The sequence below is a fragment of the Chlamydia abortus genome (assembly GCF_002895085.1).
In the GTDB taxonomy this organism is placed as follows: domain Bacteria; phylum Chlamydiota; class Chlamydiia; order Chlamydiales; family Chlamydiaceae; genus Chlamydia; species Chlamydia abortus.
In genome coordinates this window covers 1,128,785-1,144,224 of sequence record NZ_CP024084.1, presented here as the reverse complement: position 1 = coordinate 1,144,224, position 15,440 = coordinate 1,128,785, and the positions used below count along the sequence as shown (strand labels likewise).

The following is a 15,440-nucleotide window of genomic DNA, read 5'->3' as shown; positions in this document are numbered from 1 at the left end:
TTAAAACATTGTTCAGTTTGTAAATAAATCGAGATTTTTCATGTTTGTGAACACAAGATCAACCATTTTTCAACAGGATTTTTAAGTAAAAACGTTTTGGTTTTTTTCTAATCCATGTGGCAGTCTTTTTAATTTTGAGGTTTTTCATGTTGAGTAGAGATGATGAGTTTTCTTCAGAACAAAGGAAGAGTTTGTCTCATTTCGTTACCAACCTAGAAACAAACATTTTTGCTTTGAAGAATCTTCCTGAAGTGGTGAAAGGAGCCTTATTTTCTAAATATTCTAGGTCCACATTGGGTTTGCGTTCTTTGCTTTTAAAGGAGTTCTTAGAAGGTGAAGGGGGCGACTTCTTAGATAGTTCCAGCGTGGATTTTGAAGTAGGCATACATAAAGCAGCTGATTTTTATAGACGAGTTCTTGATGGATTTGGGGATGACTCTATAGGTGAATTAGGTGGGGCTCATCTTGCCATGGAAAGTGTTTCTATGCTGGCTGCCAAAATACTAGAAGATGCTCGCATCGGAGGGTCTCCTTTAGAAAAGTCTTCTAGATACGTGTATTTCGATCAAAAGGTGAAAGGGGAGTATTTATATTACCGAGACCCTATTTTAATGACCTCGGCCTTTAAAGACGTGTTTTTGGGGACGTGTGATTTCTTGTTCGATACGTATGCCGATTTGATTCCAAAAGTACGTTCTTATTTTGAAAAGATCTATCCGAAGGAATCCGAAGTCTCACAGTCTGCATATACCATTTCTTTAAGAGCTAAAGTTTTAGATTGTTTGCGGGGACTTCTTCCTGCTGCAACCTTAACGAATTTAGGATTCTTTGGTAATGGAAGATTCTGGCAGACCTTATTACATAAAATTCAAGGACACAATCTTACGGAAATTAGACAAATTGGGGAGTCTTCTTTAACCGAACTCATGAAAATCATTCCTTCTTTTGTGAGTCGTGCAGAATCCCATCATCACCATCATCAAGCTATGCTAAGCTACCGACAAACTCTCAGAGAGCAGTTAACAAGCTTGGCTGAGAAATTCCGTGGAGAAGCACAACCGTCTAAACAAACCGGAGTGCGCTTAGTTTATGGAGATCCTGAGGGAATCTATAAAGTAGCTGCAGGATTCCTTTTTCCTTATTCAGAACATACCTACGAAGAACTTATCCATATCTGTAAATCCATGCCTAGAGAAGACCTCATCCGTGTTTTAGAAGCAGGATCTTCATCTAGAGAAAATCGTAGACATAAATCTCCAAGAGGCTTGGAGTGTCTAGAATTCGGATTTGATATTACTGCTGATTTTGGAGCTTATAGAGATCTTCAAAGGCATCGCATTCTTACTCAAGAACGTCAATTACTCACGACAAATCTTGGCTACCATATTCCTGAGCAGTTGTTAGATACTCCTATGGAAAAAGATTTTAGAGAAGCTATGGAAAAAGCTGAAGAAGCTTACAACCAAATTTCCTTAGAGTTTCCAGAAGAAGCTCAGTATGTCGTTCCTCTAGCTTATAACATACGTTGGTTTTTCCATATCAACGGAAGAGCATTACAGTGGCTGTGCGAACTACGTTCACAAGTACAAGGACATGAAAATTATAGAAAAATCGCCATAGACATGGTGAAAGAGGTCGTCAGGTTTGATCCTGTATATGAATCATTTTTTAAATTTGTAGATGATTCTGAATGTGATTTAGGTAGGATAAAGCAAGAGTCTCGTAAAAGATCTTTCTAGTGATTTCTTAAATATAATCTTTGCGTTTACAGGAACCTTAGAGGTTGGTATTTTTATTGCTTTCGAAGACGAAGGTCATAAAATGAAAAACCTTATCGATAATAACTTAGTGAGATTTAAAAATATTTCCAAAACTAAGCAAGGAATCTTTGTGAACTTCAAAGTCAGAGGAGAAAAGGGAGGAGCATCTTTTACAGCTTCTATCGCCGTAGACATAGAATCTGCGGATGTCTCGGCTGGGGATACTTTAGAAACGATTATTGAAAGGTGTGCTCAGATAGGGGTTGCTGAATTTAAAAAGTGTGAGTTCCAATTTGAAGGAATCACCTGTTTGTAAACTAGTATTTCCTGGGTGTAGCGCAGCCTGGTAGCGCACTTGCATGGGGTGCAAGGGGGCGGAGGTTCAAATCCTCTCACCCAGATTTTTTCATATTCAACTTTTTAGTAGTCTCGAGTCCCCATATATTCTACGAGCCTTTCTAATTCTGAAGTGTCTTTTAGCCTATAGTGTTTAAGATGGTGTATTAAGGTAAGGCACTTGTCTTTGGAGCTATTTAAGAGGTCTTTTGCCGCATCTAGACCAAATAATAGTGCGTAGTTTAGCCCGACATCTTGATCATCTTGATGTATATCCAAAATATCATCTTTTATTTGAAAAAGCAGACCGAAAGTTTGAGAAAATTCCAGTACTTGTGGAACACATTGGGGAGTTCCTCCTCCAAACAACCAGCCGGAGACACAAGCAATTTCAAAAAGGGCTCCAGTTTTTTTATTAATAATGGATTGAACATGTTCAGGACCATGATTAGTGAAGAACATATCTTCATATTGTCCTCCTAAAACACCGTGGACGCCAAAATTTTTATCGGTGATATCAGAAATTATATCATAAGCACAATCTACTTCCTTAGAATCCACACCTAAAGATTTGAGTTTTTTTGCATTTAAACGAATGCGGGAATAGGCAGCAGGAATCAAAGCATAAGATGCTAATAAAGCAGAAGCTTCATCGAAAGCTTTATGTACTGTAGGGCGCCCACGACGCTCATCATCGTCATCCATACAAGGAAGATCATCAGCGATTAATGTGGACGTGTGTATGAATTCTATAGCTAATGCAGAGTCTAAGACATCTCTGCCCATACCGAGACCTTTAGCCATCATACAGACTAACATAGGGCGAATGCGTTTACCACCGCTGGTTAACGCATATTCTACAGGGGCTCGTATAGAGAATCCTTTAGGACCAAACTCATCTAAAGAATTTTCTATCCCAGTTTCTATCATTACGCGGTAAGCTTCGAAAATATCCATAACGACCATAGAATTTGCCCTAAACCTAGATAACTTTTCCGGGATAAATTTTTGTATGGGCTGGAATGCACTGCCCAGGATTAATCACAGTATTGCAACCTACAGAAACGTTTTTCCCAAGAAAGGCACCGACTTTTCTTAGTTGGGTATCTACCCGACCTTCAGCACAATGAACAGAAATATTTTTCCCATCAAGGCGAAAATTGGCACAACGCACACCTGCACCGAGATTGACTTCAGAACTTAATACGGAATCTCCAATATAAGCGAAGTGGCCAGCTTTGGCATAATGACCCAAATAGGCTTTTTTTACTTCTGTACAGTGTCCAATAACACAACCTGTACCTGTAATCACACTTCCTCGTAGATAAGCTCCGTGACGGACTTCTGTTTGGGGACCTATGATGCAAGGACCTACAATATAGGCTCCAGATTCTACATAAGCTCCTTCAGCGATTTCTATGCTTTCTATATTTTTTAAAAAAGCTCCAGATTCTACAGTTCCCTGAATTCCTGAGAACACATGAGAGGATAATTTTTTATCTATTAATGCTAAAATATCCCAAGTATAATACGCTTCTGTAATGAGTTCAGGAAAAGAAAAATCTTCAGGAGAGAATAAAACAGATGCGAGTATCATGGCAGGTCATAGCTTTTTAGGATATTGTCTAGTTATGACGATTTAGTGACAAGGAGTAATCAAAAGCTATTCGAAGCATAGGGAGACGAAGATTCTTCTTTGGATTCTGGAGGTAGGTGATCATTTTCTGAAAATAAATAACCCACACCGCGAATTGTAGAAATTTTAGAACCATAAGGCCCGAGCTTTTTTCTTAAAGAAGCGATATGTACATCGACATTTCGCGCTATAATTTCTTTGGTGTTTCCTTTTATTTCCTCAAGCAAGTGTTTTCTTAAACACAACTGACCACGATTCATGAGGAGTTTTTTTAATATTCCAGCTTCTGAAGGAGTTAGATGGATAGTTCCCTGAGGTGAGTCTATAGAAAGATGTAAAAGATGGAACGTTCGATCACCAAAAGATATGGATTCAGGAATGGCATGTTCGAAATGATGATGATTGCGTAAAAAAGCACGAATAACAGCGTCGATAACTTTGACTGTTATGGGGCGTAGTAGATAACCGCTCGCACCGTTATTCAGAATTTTTACAATAGCCTCTTCTTCAAATGCATCAAATAATACAACTAAATCTGTTTCTGAAGAGATTTTACTAGAAAAGATAGATTCGGGGAGAAGTAGGTATTCACAGAAAATTAAATCAGCTTCAGGCGTATCAGTAAGAGTGGAGGAGATAACGATGTTATACTCTACATTCTGAGCAAACTCTTTGAGTTGCACAGATATACTGCTGTCTTCAGTAACAAATAATATAATTTTATCCGTAAGCATGAGCAAACAAGGTAGGCTATATTATTTGAGTAAGTAATACAAAATCTTTTATTTTTCAAAGACCCTTTACAATTTTTTAATTTTTTTCTGATTAAAAATAATTTTGCATAAAGGCAACCCTGTATATATAATTTAACTTTAACATGTTAAAAATTAATTAAAAACGACGGTTTACAAAAGCCGGCAGAGGATCTGATGGTTCGCTATATACTGTTTTGCGTATTTTTTCTTTCATGCTTTGCCATGGGAGGAGGTCTGTATTTTTTATGTTCCTCGCACAACCCTTCAGTGACATCATCAGAAAGTACACAAGCTGCAGCGTTATGGGTAAATGGTCAAAAAGAACAAGTAGAGTCTTTTTTACAACGTTTGCTCCCGAGCCAACAACGCCAGTGTCTTCTTTGTTTCCAAGGATTTATTCTGCAGAAGCAGAAAAACATGATCCAGTCAGAGACAGTCTTTTCTAAGATTTATAACGAAGTAGAAAAAACGCAATTCTTATTTAAAGAAGAGGTGATAGGAGGGCGTATTCTTAATGCTTTTTTCTCTGAGAATATAGAACAAATGGACGTGTTAGTTGGTACTTTGTCTCAGCAGTTTCCTAAGTCTCATTATCTTCCTTTGTTTGAGTTTCTTTTAAATTATAAGCAAAAGCATTTTGATCAAGCTTTGCAAGCGTTATCAGTATGGAGAAATCAAGAAAAGAATACGGAATTTTCATTATTAGATTTAAACATCCAGCAATTGGTTTCAGACTTCTTTTTAGGGAATATAGAAGCTCATTGCTTGATAGAACTAGGCGATTTTTCTGCAGGAAGAACCATTCTTAATCGTATCATTGAAAAGTTACTAAAAAGAGAGTGTGATTGGAATTCTGAAGTTTACGATTATACTGTGTTAATGCTCAGTAGGAGTTACTTTTTAGAATTACAACAGTCGAACTTCTGTAAGATTTATCCAGATTACTATGAGATGATTCTTTTTTATAAGAAGAAAGTTCACGCTGTCGATCAAAGATCATATGAAAAATTTATTCCTCAAGAGGAATTGTTTTCGATGCTTGTAGAGCATCTTTTTGTTGTTCCTCAAGAACGTCTATCTCCTTTAATGCAGATCATTAAGCATTGGGAACGTTTTTATTTTGATCCTAAATACGATTTGGTCATACGTCCTTTAGTAGACAAGTTTTTTTCGGATTCTGAACGTGTGACTCAGATATGCAGCTCGATTGTTTCTTTTGAGATCGAATCGCTGAAAAAACGACTTGTAGATACCTTGGGAACCCTTCTATCGGCACACGTACAAAAGGTACAAACAACACAAGCGCAACAGACGCTTTCGATATTAAAAATTTTAGATGCAGATTTATGGGTGAGTGAGAAGTTGATCATCTCTCCCGAGGTTCTTAAAGATATTATTGCGAATGATGATCTCAGTTACACGAATCTAAGAAAGTATCTCAATCTCTGGGAGGAGATACAGTCTTATGACATAGACAGACAACAGCTTGTACATTATTTAATAAAAGAAGCTAAGCAGTTATGGCATCAGGGAAATTGTGATGATAAGGCTTTGAATTTGCTCCATCTCATTTTACAGTTTACTGACTATGATATAGAAAGTGAAAACCTTGTGTTTTTATTTATAAAGCAAGCGTATAAGCAAATGTTGTCGGGACATGCGATTACACGTTTATTGAAGTTAGAGGATTTCATAACAGATGAGGGGTTAACTCCTATAACCATAGGTGAAGAAGAGATAGCCAATTTTTTAGCCGATGCAGAATTCTTATACATGCAAGGTGAGTATCATAAATGTTACTTTTATAGCTTATGGCTTACCAAAATTGCCCCCTCACCATTAACCTACCGTTTGTTAGGCTTGTGCCTTTTTGAAAATAAGAATTATTTAGAAGCTTGGGATTGCCTACATGCTTTACCCTCGAATGAGCGTTTGTATGATGCTAAAGTTCAGAAAGCACTAGCATTATGCCAAAAACATCTACCCAAAGATCTCGAAACTAGTTATAAAAAGGGGTAAAATGCATAGAGTTTATGCTTTCGTTAAGCCCGGATGTTTCTCACCTTCTTCATGATGTAGTTCAACAGCAGATTGTTCTACCTTTAGACCTAGCTTTTGCGAAGCACCATATCTCTGCAGAATCAAAAAAAGCCTTCGCCTTTCTTGCGATTTCTTCTGCTCTTTGGCGTTGTGGTTATCCCTTTCTTAGTATAGAAAATGAACGTCTGTTCCCCTCAATATCCGGGATTTCTGAAACGTTGTTTTACGAATATTTTCGGGCTCTTCCTCACGATGTTTTGTCGTCGTTGTTTGTAATAGAAAATAATAAAATCTACTTAAAATCTTTATATACAGTTCGTGAGAAGCTTTTTAAAAAACTTTCTTTGTTGTCACAAGCTACTAATCGCTACAGCCTGACGACACCAACTCTACCGAGTTTATCTCAGGAGCAAAATAAGGTTTTTCACAAAGCTGTGAACAGGTGTTTTTCTTTGATCTGCGGTGGACCTGGAACAGGTAAGACATTTCTCGCTGTACAGATCATCATCGCATTAATTAAGCAGTATCCTAAAATTCGTATTGCTATAGTCTCTCCTACAGGAAAAGCCACCTCGCATATCCGTCACATACTCTCGAAACATCATATTTCTGAAGCCAGTGTCACAATTCAAACAATACATCGGTTCTTGCAAGAACATGCTTATCACCAATGTACTTCTTTTGATTTATTGCTCGTTGATGAAGGGTCTATGGTGACATTGAGTCTTCTGCATAGCTTAGTCAATACTTTGTCAGGAGAAAATAAACGAGGGGAAATCCTTGCTGATAATTTAATTATATTGGGAGATGAGAATCAACTACCCCCTATAGGTGTTGGCGCCGGAAACCCTCTGCAGGATTTGATCGTCCGTTTCCCTGAAAGAGCTCTACATCTTCATGTGTCTCATAGAGCTAAAACACATCGAGTTCAAGATTTTGCTAAAGCTATTTTAGAAAGACAAGCCATTCCCTTTACGCCTCTGCCTCCTATGCTCACTGCACTGTCTAGGATTAAAGAGGCATTTATACATACCCCTTCATCTCAAACGCAATTGTGCGTTTTAACACCTATGCGCCATGGTCCTTGGGGATACCTACGCTTAAATGAACTGATCTTTCATGAAATACAAAAAACACATCCAGAGTTGCCCATTCCTATTATGATAACAAAACGTTATGAAGCTTGGGGACTATTTAATGGCGATACGGGGTACCTTTGCCCAAAGACGCAAAAGTTATTTTTTTCTCATTCCCGCGTTATAGATGCTAAAGAGTTTTCCTATTACACCTATAACTATGCTATGTCCGTACATAAAAGTCAGGGAAGTGAGTATGAAGATGTTATTGTTATTCTCCCTAAAGGGTGTGAAACTTTTGATATTTCTATTCTTTACACAGCCATCACACGTGCTAAGAACAACATAGATGTGTGGGCTGACCGAGAGACATTGTATAAGATCATAAAAAAACCCCATAAGTATACTTATGGGGTAGATCGTCTTCCTTAGAGAAAGATCTTATAAACTTGTGTAATCTTGAACAAGATTGAGTATAGAAGACATCAGTAAGAAAGCACCAATAATAAGAGCAGCGTGAGGCCCTAATACAGCAGGAGCAAAACGAGCAAACAAACACAGAACTTCCGTGACTAAATCGACCAAATTGCATAGTAAGGAGAAGAATTTCTCTCTTAACGTTGCACGACGTTGAATAAGATTCTCAGCAGAAGGTTCAAAGTCTGTGAAACGTAAAGTGCTCACGATGCTCACAATGTCATCAGCAGCGCCGCAAGCAGAACTAATTGCAGATAAGCTGGTAGTAATACCGCCTAAACATTTCGCATGTTTTCCTAAACTTGCCAGTTTCAATTCGGAGAAGAAACACACGCCTCCTATGGCTTTGGAAGCCAAGCGCGTCACTTTACTTGCAATAGCAAGAGGTGATCTTAGCACACGACTCGCAACGATTTCCGTTGATCCGTCGGGCTTGCGTATGCTTTTTGCAGCTATTTTGAAACTTCCTTTGGAGTCTACTTCATAGAACATAGCCCCTGTGACAAGTTGAGAGAACAGGGCGACTGCGTCTACACAGTTATTGAGGCCGGAAGCTATCCCACACGCATGTTCTAAGGTAGTCAGTCGTGTTAGAGTATCTTGTTTTCCGGGATGTAACGATGCTTTAGCAATGATTGTAGAGGACTCTAAAACTCCAAATATATCTCCCAGTAGGTTTACACTATTATGAAATGTCGCAGCATTTAGTCGAATCTGATCACAGCACGCGGTTAATGTGGGACTTAAAGGAGTATCAGATAGAATGGGACAACATCTACTAAAGCAGGAAGAAGTCATAATTACCTATAAATTAAGATTATATTTTTGCATTAGCTCGTAGGGTAGCGCGTGATTTGATACGAGCTGCTTTATTGTGTTTAAGAATTCCTCGTTTTACAGCTTTGTCAACTACGCTGTAGACTAACTGCAATCCAGAAGCAATGGAGGTCTGATCACCAGCTTTTAAAGCTGCTTCAAATTTTTTCATCATCGTCTTTGCTTTTGACTTAAAACTTTGATTGATCAAACAACGTTTTTGCGAAGTGATAATACGTTTTTCTGCAGAAGGTCGTTTTTTTGGACCGCCCTTTTTGGTTGTTTTCTTGGGTGCCATGGTTACTCCAAAAACAAGTATTTTTTATTTGAAATAGTCAACCTGTCTTAACACTTGAGTTAAGATTTGATAAGTGTGGTACTATGTTACAATCAGGGTGAGATTGTAAAAGAAAGAACAATAAAAAGAAATAAAAACAGAGGAAATGGACTGTATTTTATGGGAGAGATAAATAAACTTTTATGCAAACATAAAAAATAGAATTAATCTCACGATTTTTTCTAAAAAGACTCGAAAAGTACAGCCCGCTTGATGAGTTCATGAGACAAGGATTAGAATTTTTATGTTGTTTGTGAAAAAAATTTTTCACCCGATTGCTCGGTATCATAACTACCTCTTCCCTATAGTTGCATTTCTTCTTCCCCTCGTTTGTCTACCTTTTTTGTCTAATTCTCAAAAAAAATATAGCTACTTCGTTTTTTCTATTATTTCCTTGGTTGGGTGGTTTTTCTCTATTGGACTCAGAGAAAAGCAGTTAAAAACAGCAGCGGGTCAACTTTTACAGACGAAAATTCGTAAAATTATTGAGAAAGACGAGGGGTTAAGAAAAATATGTGAATCAGTTGAAGAACGTCAATACGAGAGTCAACAATTAAGGTCGCAGAATCAGAAACTCCTGAATCAACTACTTCACGTTCGTGGAGTGTTTATGAAAACCAAATCCGATATGCAGAAATTAGAGGGGTTAGTCGCGCATTTAAGGGAAGAGAATCAATGTCTGCAGTTACAATTAGATGCCTTATCTCAAGAATGCCGTGAAAAGGAAGAAGAGAGTCGGGAATTAAATCGTGAACTTGCTGAAGCTTTAGCTTATCAGCAAGTACTGAATGAAGAGTACCAGGCGACTTTTACAGAGCAGCACAACATGTTGGATGTGCGACAAGTCTATATTGGAAAGCTGGAATCCAAGGTGCAGGATTTAATGTGTGAAATTCGCAACTTGCTTCAGCTGGAATCGAATATAGTAGAAAATCTTCCCAGACACGCTATAGCGACTTCGCAAGAATTGCCCAAACAACTTCTTTCGGAGTTAAAAAAAATCGCTTTTAAAATGGAAAATATAGAAGCGGCATCTTCCCTAACAGCTTCGCGTTATATACGATCCGAATCTTCTGTGTATAACTACTCCTTGGAATGTCGTCAGTTATTTGATAATCTTAGAGAAGAAAATCTTGGCATGCTTTTTGTGTATGCTCCGCAATCACAAAGAGCCGTGTTCGCCAACTCTTTATTTAAAACTTGGATGGGATACGGGGTAGAAGATTTTTTGAAAATGGATAAGGACGTAGTGATTTCCGGTTTACCTCAATGGAAGGCCGATCTTCGTCTTTATGATCGGCAAGAGCGATCAGGAAAAATAATCATCAAGACAAAAAACCATGGTCAAATTCCTTTTTACTATTGTTTAACTATTTTAAATAAAGGCCCGTTACACAATCATGTTTTGGGTGTTCTTTATCCGGTGCGTATAGATGCTCTTCGTGGATAGACCTATCATCGACCATGCTGATTAAAAATCCCTAGATTTCCTATCTTTCTTTGGCTAAACTGTTACCCAAAGGCTAGGGCCCTATTATTTTGTTGCAACCCAATAATTACATGCTCATGAATACACAAAATGGCCAGGCTATGGAAGCGGCTCATGAAGAAGAAGCTCAGAAAAAGTTAGAAGAACTTGTTTCTCTGGCTAAGGATCAGGGCTTTATTACTTACGAGGAGATCAATGAGATCCTTCCCATGTCTTTCGATACGCCTGAACAAATCGATCAGGTGCTGATTTTCCTTACGGGAATGGATATTCAAGTCCTGAACCAAGCCGATGTAGAACGACAAAAGGAAAGAAAAAAAGAAGCCAAAGAGCTAGAAGGCTTAGCCAAGCGTACAGAGGGGACTCCTGATGACCCTGTACGTATGTATTTAAAAGAAATGGGTACTGTTCCTCTGTTAACTAGAGAGGAAGAGGTAGAAATTTCTAAAAGAATAGAAAAAGCTCAAGTGCAGATTGAACGGATTATTTTACGTTTTCGTTATTCTTCAAAAGAAGCGATTTCTATAGCACAATATCTCATCAATGGAAAAGAACGCTTTGATAAGATTATTTCAGAAAAAGAAGTCGAAGACAAAGCGCATTTTTTAAAGCTGCTGCCTAAGTTGATCAGTTTGCTTAAGGAAGAAGATGCGTATCTAGAGTCTTTGCTGTTAGCTTTAAAACAAAATAATTTATCGAAAGAAGAGACTGCGAAATTAAACGAAGATTTAGAGAAGTGTCGTATTCGTACTCAAGCTTATCTGCGTTGTTTCCATTGTCGTCACAATGTGACCGAAGATTTCGGTGAGGTTGTCTTTAAAGCATACGATTCTTTCTTACAATTGGAACAGCAAATCAATGATTTGAAAGTTCGAGCAGAAAGAAATAAGTTTGCAGCAGCAAAACTCGACGCTGCTAAGCGTAGATTATATAAGCGAGAAGTCGCAGCAGGAAGAACCCTGGAAGAGTTCAAAAAAGACGTGCGTATGCTGCAACGTTGGATGGATAAGAGCCAGGAAGCGAAAAAAGAAATGGTCGAGTCTAACCTGCGTTTAGTGATTTCCATAGCTAAAAAATATACAAACCGCGGCCTTTCCTTCTTAGATTTGATTCAAGAGGGGAATATGGGCTTGATGAAGGCTGTAGAAAAATTTGAATATCGCAGAGGATATAAATTTTCTACTTATGCCACATGGTGGATTCGTCAAGCTGTTACACGTGCTATTGCAGATCAGGCACGGACCATCCGTATTCCTGTGCACATGATTGAAACTATAAACAAAGTTCTTCGTGGTGCTAAGAAATTAATGATGGAAACCGGGAAAGAACCTACACCAGAGGAATTGGCCGAGGAGTTAGGATTAACCCCTGATCGGGTGCGGGAAATTTATAAAATTGCTCAGCATCCAATTTCTTTACAAGCAGAGGTTGGTGAGGGAGGCGAAAGCTCCTTTGGCGACTTTTTAGAAGATACAGGTGTGGAGTCTCCAGCAGAGGCTACAGGCTATTCTATGCTTAAAGATAAAATGAAAGAGGTGTTAAAAACCCTTACGGATCGTGAACGTTTTGTTTTGATTCATCGTTTTGGTCTTTTGGATGGCAAGCCTAAAACACTAGAAGAGGTGGGTTCAGCGTTTAATGTGACTCGAGAGCGTATTCGTCAGATTGAAGCTAAGGCTTTAAGAAAAATGCGTCACCCGATTCGTTCAAAACAATTGCGAGCTTTCCTCGATCTTTTAGAAGAAGAAAAAGTCTCGGGTAAAGCAAAGAACATCAAGGGAAAATAACTCGAATCATTGTATAACTTTTAGGTGTTACCGCAGAATCGTATCAGCTAATTATTCCAGATTTTCGTGTATGGGCGCGTCTTGGATGTTCTCCAGAGGAACGGCATTTCAAGCAGCCCATTTTAGTTTCTATCATCCTTTCTTTCTTTCAAGAGCCCTCTGTTTGTGTTTCAGATGATCTTGAGGATGCGTGTTGTTATGTTGAAATCACTTCTTTAATAGAAGAAGTGGCCTCGAGTAAGCCTTGTGCTTTAGTCGAGCACTTATCTAAGATTTTAATGGATGCTTTAGAAGCAAAGTTAAAAGACAGGGTTTCTAAAATAGATTTAGAAGTGCGTAAAGAACGCCCTCCTGTTCCTAACTTGCTGCAGCCCATTTGTTTTAAGATAAGTAAGGAAATTTCACTATGATAACCAAACAGTTTATTTGTTTGTCTCTAGGTTCCAATTTAGGCAACCGTTTCGAAAATTTTCGTAGAGCGTTCTCTCTTTTAAAAGAGTTGGGGATAGAAGATTTACAAAGTTCCATCATTTTAGAGACAAAGGCTTTATTGTTGCCTAACTCACCAAAAGAATGGGACTTGCCTTTTTTTAATTCCGTACTTATTGGCCGGACGGCACTATCTCCCAAACAGTTATTGTTAGGGATAAAACAGATAGAATGTCAGCTAGGTAGAGATTCTCATGCCTTGCCTTGGTCTCCTAGGATTCTGGATATAGATATTCTGTTATATGGTGATGAAAATTACCAACAAGATGACATCACGATACCTCACAATAGGATTTTAGAAAGACCGTTTTTACTTTCTCTTGTCGCGTCGTTATGCCCTACAAGAAAACTCCATCAACCGGATTCTGAATTTCATTTAAAAACGTTTGGGGAAATCGCCCATTGTCGACCTTGTCCTCAAGAGATTATTCTTAATAGCTTTTCTCCTACGACCTTTTTAATGGGAATAGTTAATGTTACGGACAATTCCATTTCTGATGGGGGATTATACATTGATCCTTCTAAAGCTGTTGCTCATGCAGAGCAATTATTTGCTCAAGGGGCTTCCGTGATAGATTTTGGTGCGCAAGCAACCAACCCTAAAGTTAAGCAGTTGATTGACGTAGATCAAGAGTGGGCTCGTTTAGAGCCTGTACTCAAGCTTTTAGCTGAAAAATGGTCAGGACGTATGCAATATCCAGATGTTTCCTTGGACACATTTTACCCTGAGATTATCAGGAGAGCCTTAGAGATTTATCCAATTCGATGGATCAATGATGTTTCTGGGGGCTCTAAGGAAATGGCGGAGATTGCAAAAGATGCGAATTTATTATTAGTGATCAATCATTCCTGTTCTCTTCCCCCACGTGCGGATAAAACGTTAGCTTTTACAACATGTGCTTCCGACCAGTTGTTAAGTTGGGGAAAGAAGCAAATCGAAGCTTTTGTTGCTTTAGGCTTGAGCGAAGATCAAATTATTTTTGATCCAGGCATAGGTTTCGGGACGACTTCTATACAAGCATTGAACGTATTACATAGAATGGAAAAATTCCGAGAGCTGGGTTGCTCTACGTTAGTAGGTCACTCAAGGAAATCGTGTTTCTCTTTGTTGGGAAGATATGATGCTAAGGATCGTGACTGGGAAACCGTGAGCTTATCGGTTTTGTTACAGCAGCAAAGAGTGCATTACTTACGTGTGCATAATGTTGAAGCAAACCAGAGGGTCTTATCCGCAGCAGCATGGCCTGGGGTTTATGTGTAAAATACTCGGTATAGTTGCTTGTGACCCTCAGGGAGTCATAGGAAAACAAGGCAAGCTTCCCTGGAACTATCTTGAAGATATCGAATTTTTTTCCAAAACCATAGGAAATGATGCCCTAATCATGGGGAGAAAGACCTTTGAGGGTCTTCCTGATAAGTATAAGAAGAATCGGAAGATTATCGTCTTCTCTAGGAAGTATCATGAAAGTGTCGAGAATGTGCTATGGGTATCTTCGTTAGAGGAATTTCGTCGTTTAGAACAACTTTCTTCTGTTTTTCTTCTTGGCGGAGGAGAACTGTTTTCTTTATTTTTAGAACATCATATGGTGCATGGGTGTTTCATCACTCATATTCACCAGTGTTATGAGGGTGATGTTTTCTTCCCTTTATCTTTAGTGCAAGGGTGGAAGAAGACTGTTTTAGATGAGAAAGAGAATTTAACATTTTGTTTTTATGAAAATTTCGCCGATTGGCACTCGTAGAGTCCATGTTCATGATGATATTTACGAAATTTTAGAAGAGTCTCTTCCGCAGTTGGCGGAGAATTCGATTATTGCTTTATCTTCCAAGGTTTTGAGTCTTTGTGAAGGTGCTGTTGTCGATGTAAAAACAACAACCAAAGAAGCATTAATTAAAAAAGAATCAGAGGCTTATATTTATTCCGAGCGTCATGATTTGTATCTCACTAAGAAGCAAGGAATTTTGATTCCTTCAGCGGGGATTGATGAGTCCAATGCTCAGGATTGCTATGTTTTATATCCGCGAGATTTATTAGCTTCAACAAATGCTTTAGGTAAATGGTTGAAGGATAGATACCACTTAGAAAATTTAGGAGTGATCATAGTAGATAGTCATACGACACCCATGCGTCGAGGTGTTTTAGGATTAGGATTATGTTGGTATGGATTTTCTCCTCTATACAGCTACGTAGGGAAGCCTGATTGTTTTGGCCGCCCCCTACGCATGACGCAAATGAATCTTTTAGATGCTTTAGCAGTGTCTGCTGTCCTATGCATGGGAGAGGGAAATGAACATACGCCTATAGCGCTTATAGAAGATGCGCCTAAAATTACTTTTCATTCTTTGCCTACGCTACAGTCTGATTTATCCATATTAGATATTGATGAAGGAGAGGATTTATACGGTCCTTTGCTTCGTTCTGTGGCTTGGGAATCTCTATAA

15 protein-coding genes and 1 tRNA gene are annotated in these 15,440 nt (G+C 38.5%); 11 read left to right on the top strand and 5 right to left on the bottom strand.

Annotated features, from left to right (window positions below; genetic code table 11):
• Nucleotides 1-146 precede the first annotated feature (146 nt).
• From CHAB577_RS05145 to CHAB577_RS05135, 3 genes are all read left to right on the top strand, one after another.
• Nucleotides 147-1,739, top strand: a complete 1,593-nt coding sequence (locus CHAB577_RS05145) for an FAD-dependent thymidylate synthase (RefSeq protein ID WP_011097465.1) — start codon at nt 147-149, stop codon at nt 1,737-1,739.
• An 82-nt stretch (nt 1,740-1,821) separates the two neighbouring features.
• Nucleotides 1,822-2,076: a hypothetical protein gene (locus CHAB577_RS05140; protein WP_006343670.1), complete on the top strand. Its 255-nt coding sequence runs from the start codon at nt 1,822-1,824 to the stop codon at nt 2,074-2,076.
• Between the two features lie 11 nt (nt 2,077-2,087).
• A tRNA-Pro gene (locus tag CHAB577_RS05135) sits at nt 2,088-2,161 on the top strand.
• Nucleotides 2,162-2,180: 19 nt separating this feature from the next.
• Here the strand turns inward: CHAB577_RS05135 and CHAB577_RS05130 are convergent.
• From CHAB577_RS05130 to CHAB577_RS05120, 3 genes are read right to left on the bottom strand one after another with little or no spacing between them, the layout of a single operon-like run.
• On the bottom strand, nt 2,181-3,062 hold the full coding sequence (locus CHAB577_RS05130) for a polyprenyl synthetase family protein (RefSeq protein WP_011097464.1): 882 nt from the start codon (nt 3,060-3,062) through the stop codon (nt 2,181-2,183).
• 16 nt (nt 3,063-3,078) lie between these two features.
• The gene (locus CHAB577_RS05125; protein WP_006344576.1) at nt 3,079-3,693 is read right to left on the bottom strand and encodes an LbetaH domain-containing protein; all 615 of its coding nucleotides are present in this window, start codon (nt 3,691-3,693) and stop codon (nt 3,079-3,081) included.
• Between the two features lie 59 nt (nt 3,694-3,752).
• Nucleotides 3,753-4,466 carry a response regulator transcription factor gene (locus CHAB577_RS05120; protein WP_011097463.1) on the bottom strand — a complete coding sequence of 238 codons (714 nt, stop codon included), beginning with the start codon at nt 4,464-4,466 and terminating at the stop codon, nt 3,753-3,755.
• A 195-nt stretch (nt 4,467-4,661) separates the two neighbouring features.
• Here CHAB577_RS05120 and CHAB577_RS05115 point away from each other — a divergent pair, with 195 nt between their 5' ends.
• Nucleotides 4,662-6,506, top strand: coding sequence for a DUF1347 family protein (locus tag CHAB577_RS05115; protein ID WP_011097462.1), 1,845 nt, complete (start codon nt 4,662-4,664; stop codon nt 6,504-6,506).
• Nucleotides 6,507-6,520: 14 nt separating this feature from the next.
• Nucleotides 6,521-8,035, top strand: coding sequence for an exodeoxyribonuclease V subunit alpha (gene recD, locus CHAB577_RS05110; RefSeq protein WP_011097461.1), 1,515 nt, complete (start codon nt 6,521-6,523; stop codon nt 8,033-8,035).
• Nucleotides 8,036-8,044: 9 nt separating this feature from the next.
• On the opposite strand, the gene CHAB577_RS05105 is transcribed toward recD, so the two are convergent.
• Together CHAB577_RS05105 and rpsT are read right to left on the bottom strand one after the other, a co-directional pair.
• On the bottom strand, nt 8,045-8,716 hold the full coding sequence (locus CHAB577_RS05105; protein WP_173024182.1) for a hypothetical protein: 672 nt from the start codon (nt 8,714-8,716) through the stop codon (nt 8,045-8,047).
• A 181-nt stretch (nt 8,717-8,897) separates the two neighbouring features.
• Nucleotides 8,898-9,194 carry a 30S ribosomal protein S20 gene (gene rpsT / locus CHAB577_RS05100; RefSeq protein ID WP_011097459.1) on the bottom strand — a complete coding sequence of 99 codons (297 nt, stop codon included), beginning with the start codon at nt 9,192-9,194 and terminating at the stop codon, nt 8,898-8,900.
• A gap of 283 nt (nt 9,195-9,477) precedes the next feature.
• Here rpsT and CHAB577_RS05095 point away from each other — a divergent pair, with 283 nt between their 5' ends.
• The 6 genes from CHAB577_RS05095 (at nt 9,478) to CHAB577_RS05070 (ending at nt 15,440) form a co-directional block, all read left to right on the top strand.
• Nucleotides 9,478-10,683 (top strand): hypothetical protein, encoded by a 1,206-nt coding sequence (locus CHAB577_RS05095; protein ID WP_011097458.1) that lies wholly within the window; start codon nt 9,478-9,480, stop codon nt 10,681-10,683.
• A gap of 110 nt (nt 10,684-10,793) precedes the next feature.
• Nucleotides 10,794-12,509, top strand: a complete 1,716-nt coding sequence (locus CHAB577_RS05090) for an RNA polymerase sigma factor (protein WP_006344569.1) — start codon at nt 10,794-10,796, stop codon at nt 12,507-12,509.
• A gap of 50 nt (nt 12,510-12,559) precedes the next feature.
• Nucleotides 12,560-12,919 carry a dihydroneopterin aldolase gene (folB, locus tag CHAB577_RS05085; protein ID WP_072667746.1) on the top strand — a complete coding sequence of 120 codons (360 nt, stop codon included), beginning with the start codon at nt 12,560-12,562 and terminating at the stop codon, nt 12,917-12,919.
• A complete protein-coding gene (folP, locus tag CHAB577_RS05080; protein WP_011097457.1) occupies nt 12,916-14,259 on the top strand; it encodes a dihydropteroate synthase in 1,344 nt (447 codons plus the stop codon). Before folB ends, folP begins: the two co-directional genes overlap by 4 nt.
• Entirely contained in the window at nt 14,252-14,740 is a 489-nt protein-coding gene (locus CHAB577_RS05075) for a dihydrofolate reductase (RefSeq protein ID WP_011097456.1), read from the top strand. The genes folP and CHAB577_RS05075 overlap by 8 nt, the downstream gene beginning before the upstream one ends.
• Nucleotides 14,712-15,440, top strand: a complete 729-nt coding sequence (locus CHAB577_RS05070; RefSeq protein WP_011097455.1) for a putative folate metabolism gamma-glutamate ligase — start codon at nt 14,712-14,714, stop codon at nt 15,438-15,440. The genes CHAB577_RS05075 and CHAB577_RS05070 overlap by 29 nt, the downstream gene beginning before the upstream one ends.

What these genes read in the sequence shown, in the direction of transcription:
- CHAB577_RS05120 (WP_011097463.1), bottom strand. Translation starts at nt 4,466, where the DNA reads ATGCTTACGGATAAAATTATATTATTTGTTACTGAAGACAGCAGTATA.
- CHAB577_RS05130 (WP_011097464.1), bottom strand. Translation starts at nt 3,062, where the DNA reads ATGGTCGTTATGGATATTTTCGAAGCTTACCGCGTAATGATAGAAACT.
- recD (WP_011097461.1), top strand. Translation starts at nt 6,521, where the DNA reads ATGCTTTCGTTAAGCCCGGATGTTTCTCACCTTCTTCATGATGTAGTT.
- CHAB577_RS05145 (WP_011097465.1), top strand. Translation starts at nt 147, where the DNA reads ATGTTGAGTAGAGATGATGAGTTTTCTTCAGAACAAAGGAAGAGTTTG.
- folP (WP_011097457.1), top strand. Translation starts at nt 12,916, where the DNA reads ATGATAACCAAACAGTTTATTTGTTTGTCTCTAGGTTCCAATTTAGGC.
- CHAB577_RS05090 (WP_006344569.1), top strand. Translation starts at nt 10,794, where the DNA reads ATGCTCATGAATACACAAAATGGCCAGGCTATGGAAGCGGCTCATGAA.
- CHAB577_RS05140 (WP_006343670.1), top strand. Translation starts at nt 1,822, where the DNA reads ATGAAAAACCTTATCGATAATAACTTAGTGAGATTTAAAAATATTTCC.
- CHAB577_RS05075 (WP_011097456.1), top strand. Translation starts at nt 14,252, where the DNA reads ATGTGTAAAATACTCGGTATAGTTGCTTGTGACCCTCAGGGAGTCATA.
- rpsT (WP_011097459.1), bottom strand. Translation starts at nt 9,194, where the DNA reads ATGGCACCCAAGAAAACAACCAAAAAGGGCGGTCCAAAAAAACGACCT.
- CHAB577_RS05125 (WP_006344576.1), bottom strand. Translation starts at nt 3,693, where the DNA reads ATGATACTCGCATCTGTTTTATTCTCTCCTGAAGATTTTTCTTTTCCT.
- CHAB577_RS05115 (WP_011097462.1), top strand. Translation starts at nt 4,662, where the DNA reads ATGGTTCGCTATATACTGTTTTGCGTATTTTTTCTTTCATGCTTTGCC.
- CHAB577_RS05095 (WP_011097458.1), top strand. Translation starts at nt 9,478, where the DNA reads ATGTTGTTTGTGAAAAAAATTTTTCACCCGATTGCTCGGTATCATAAC.
- CHAB577_RS05070 (WP_011097455.1), top strand. Translation starts at nt 14,712, where the DNA reads ATGAAAATTTCGCCGATTGGCACTCGTAGAGTCCATGTTCATGATGAT.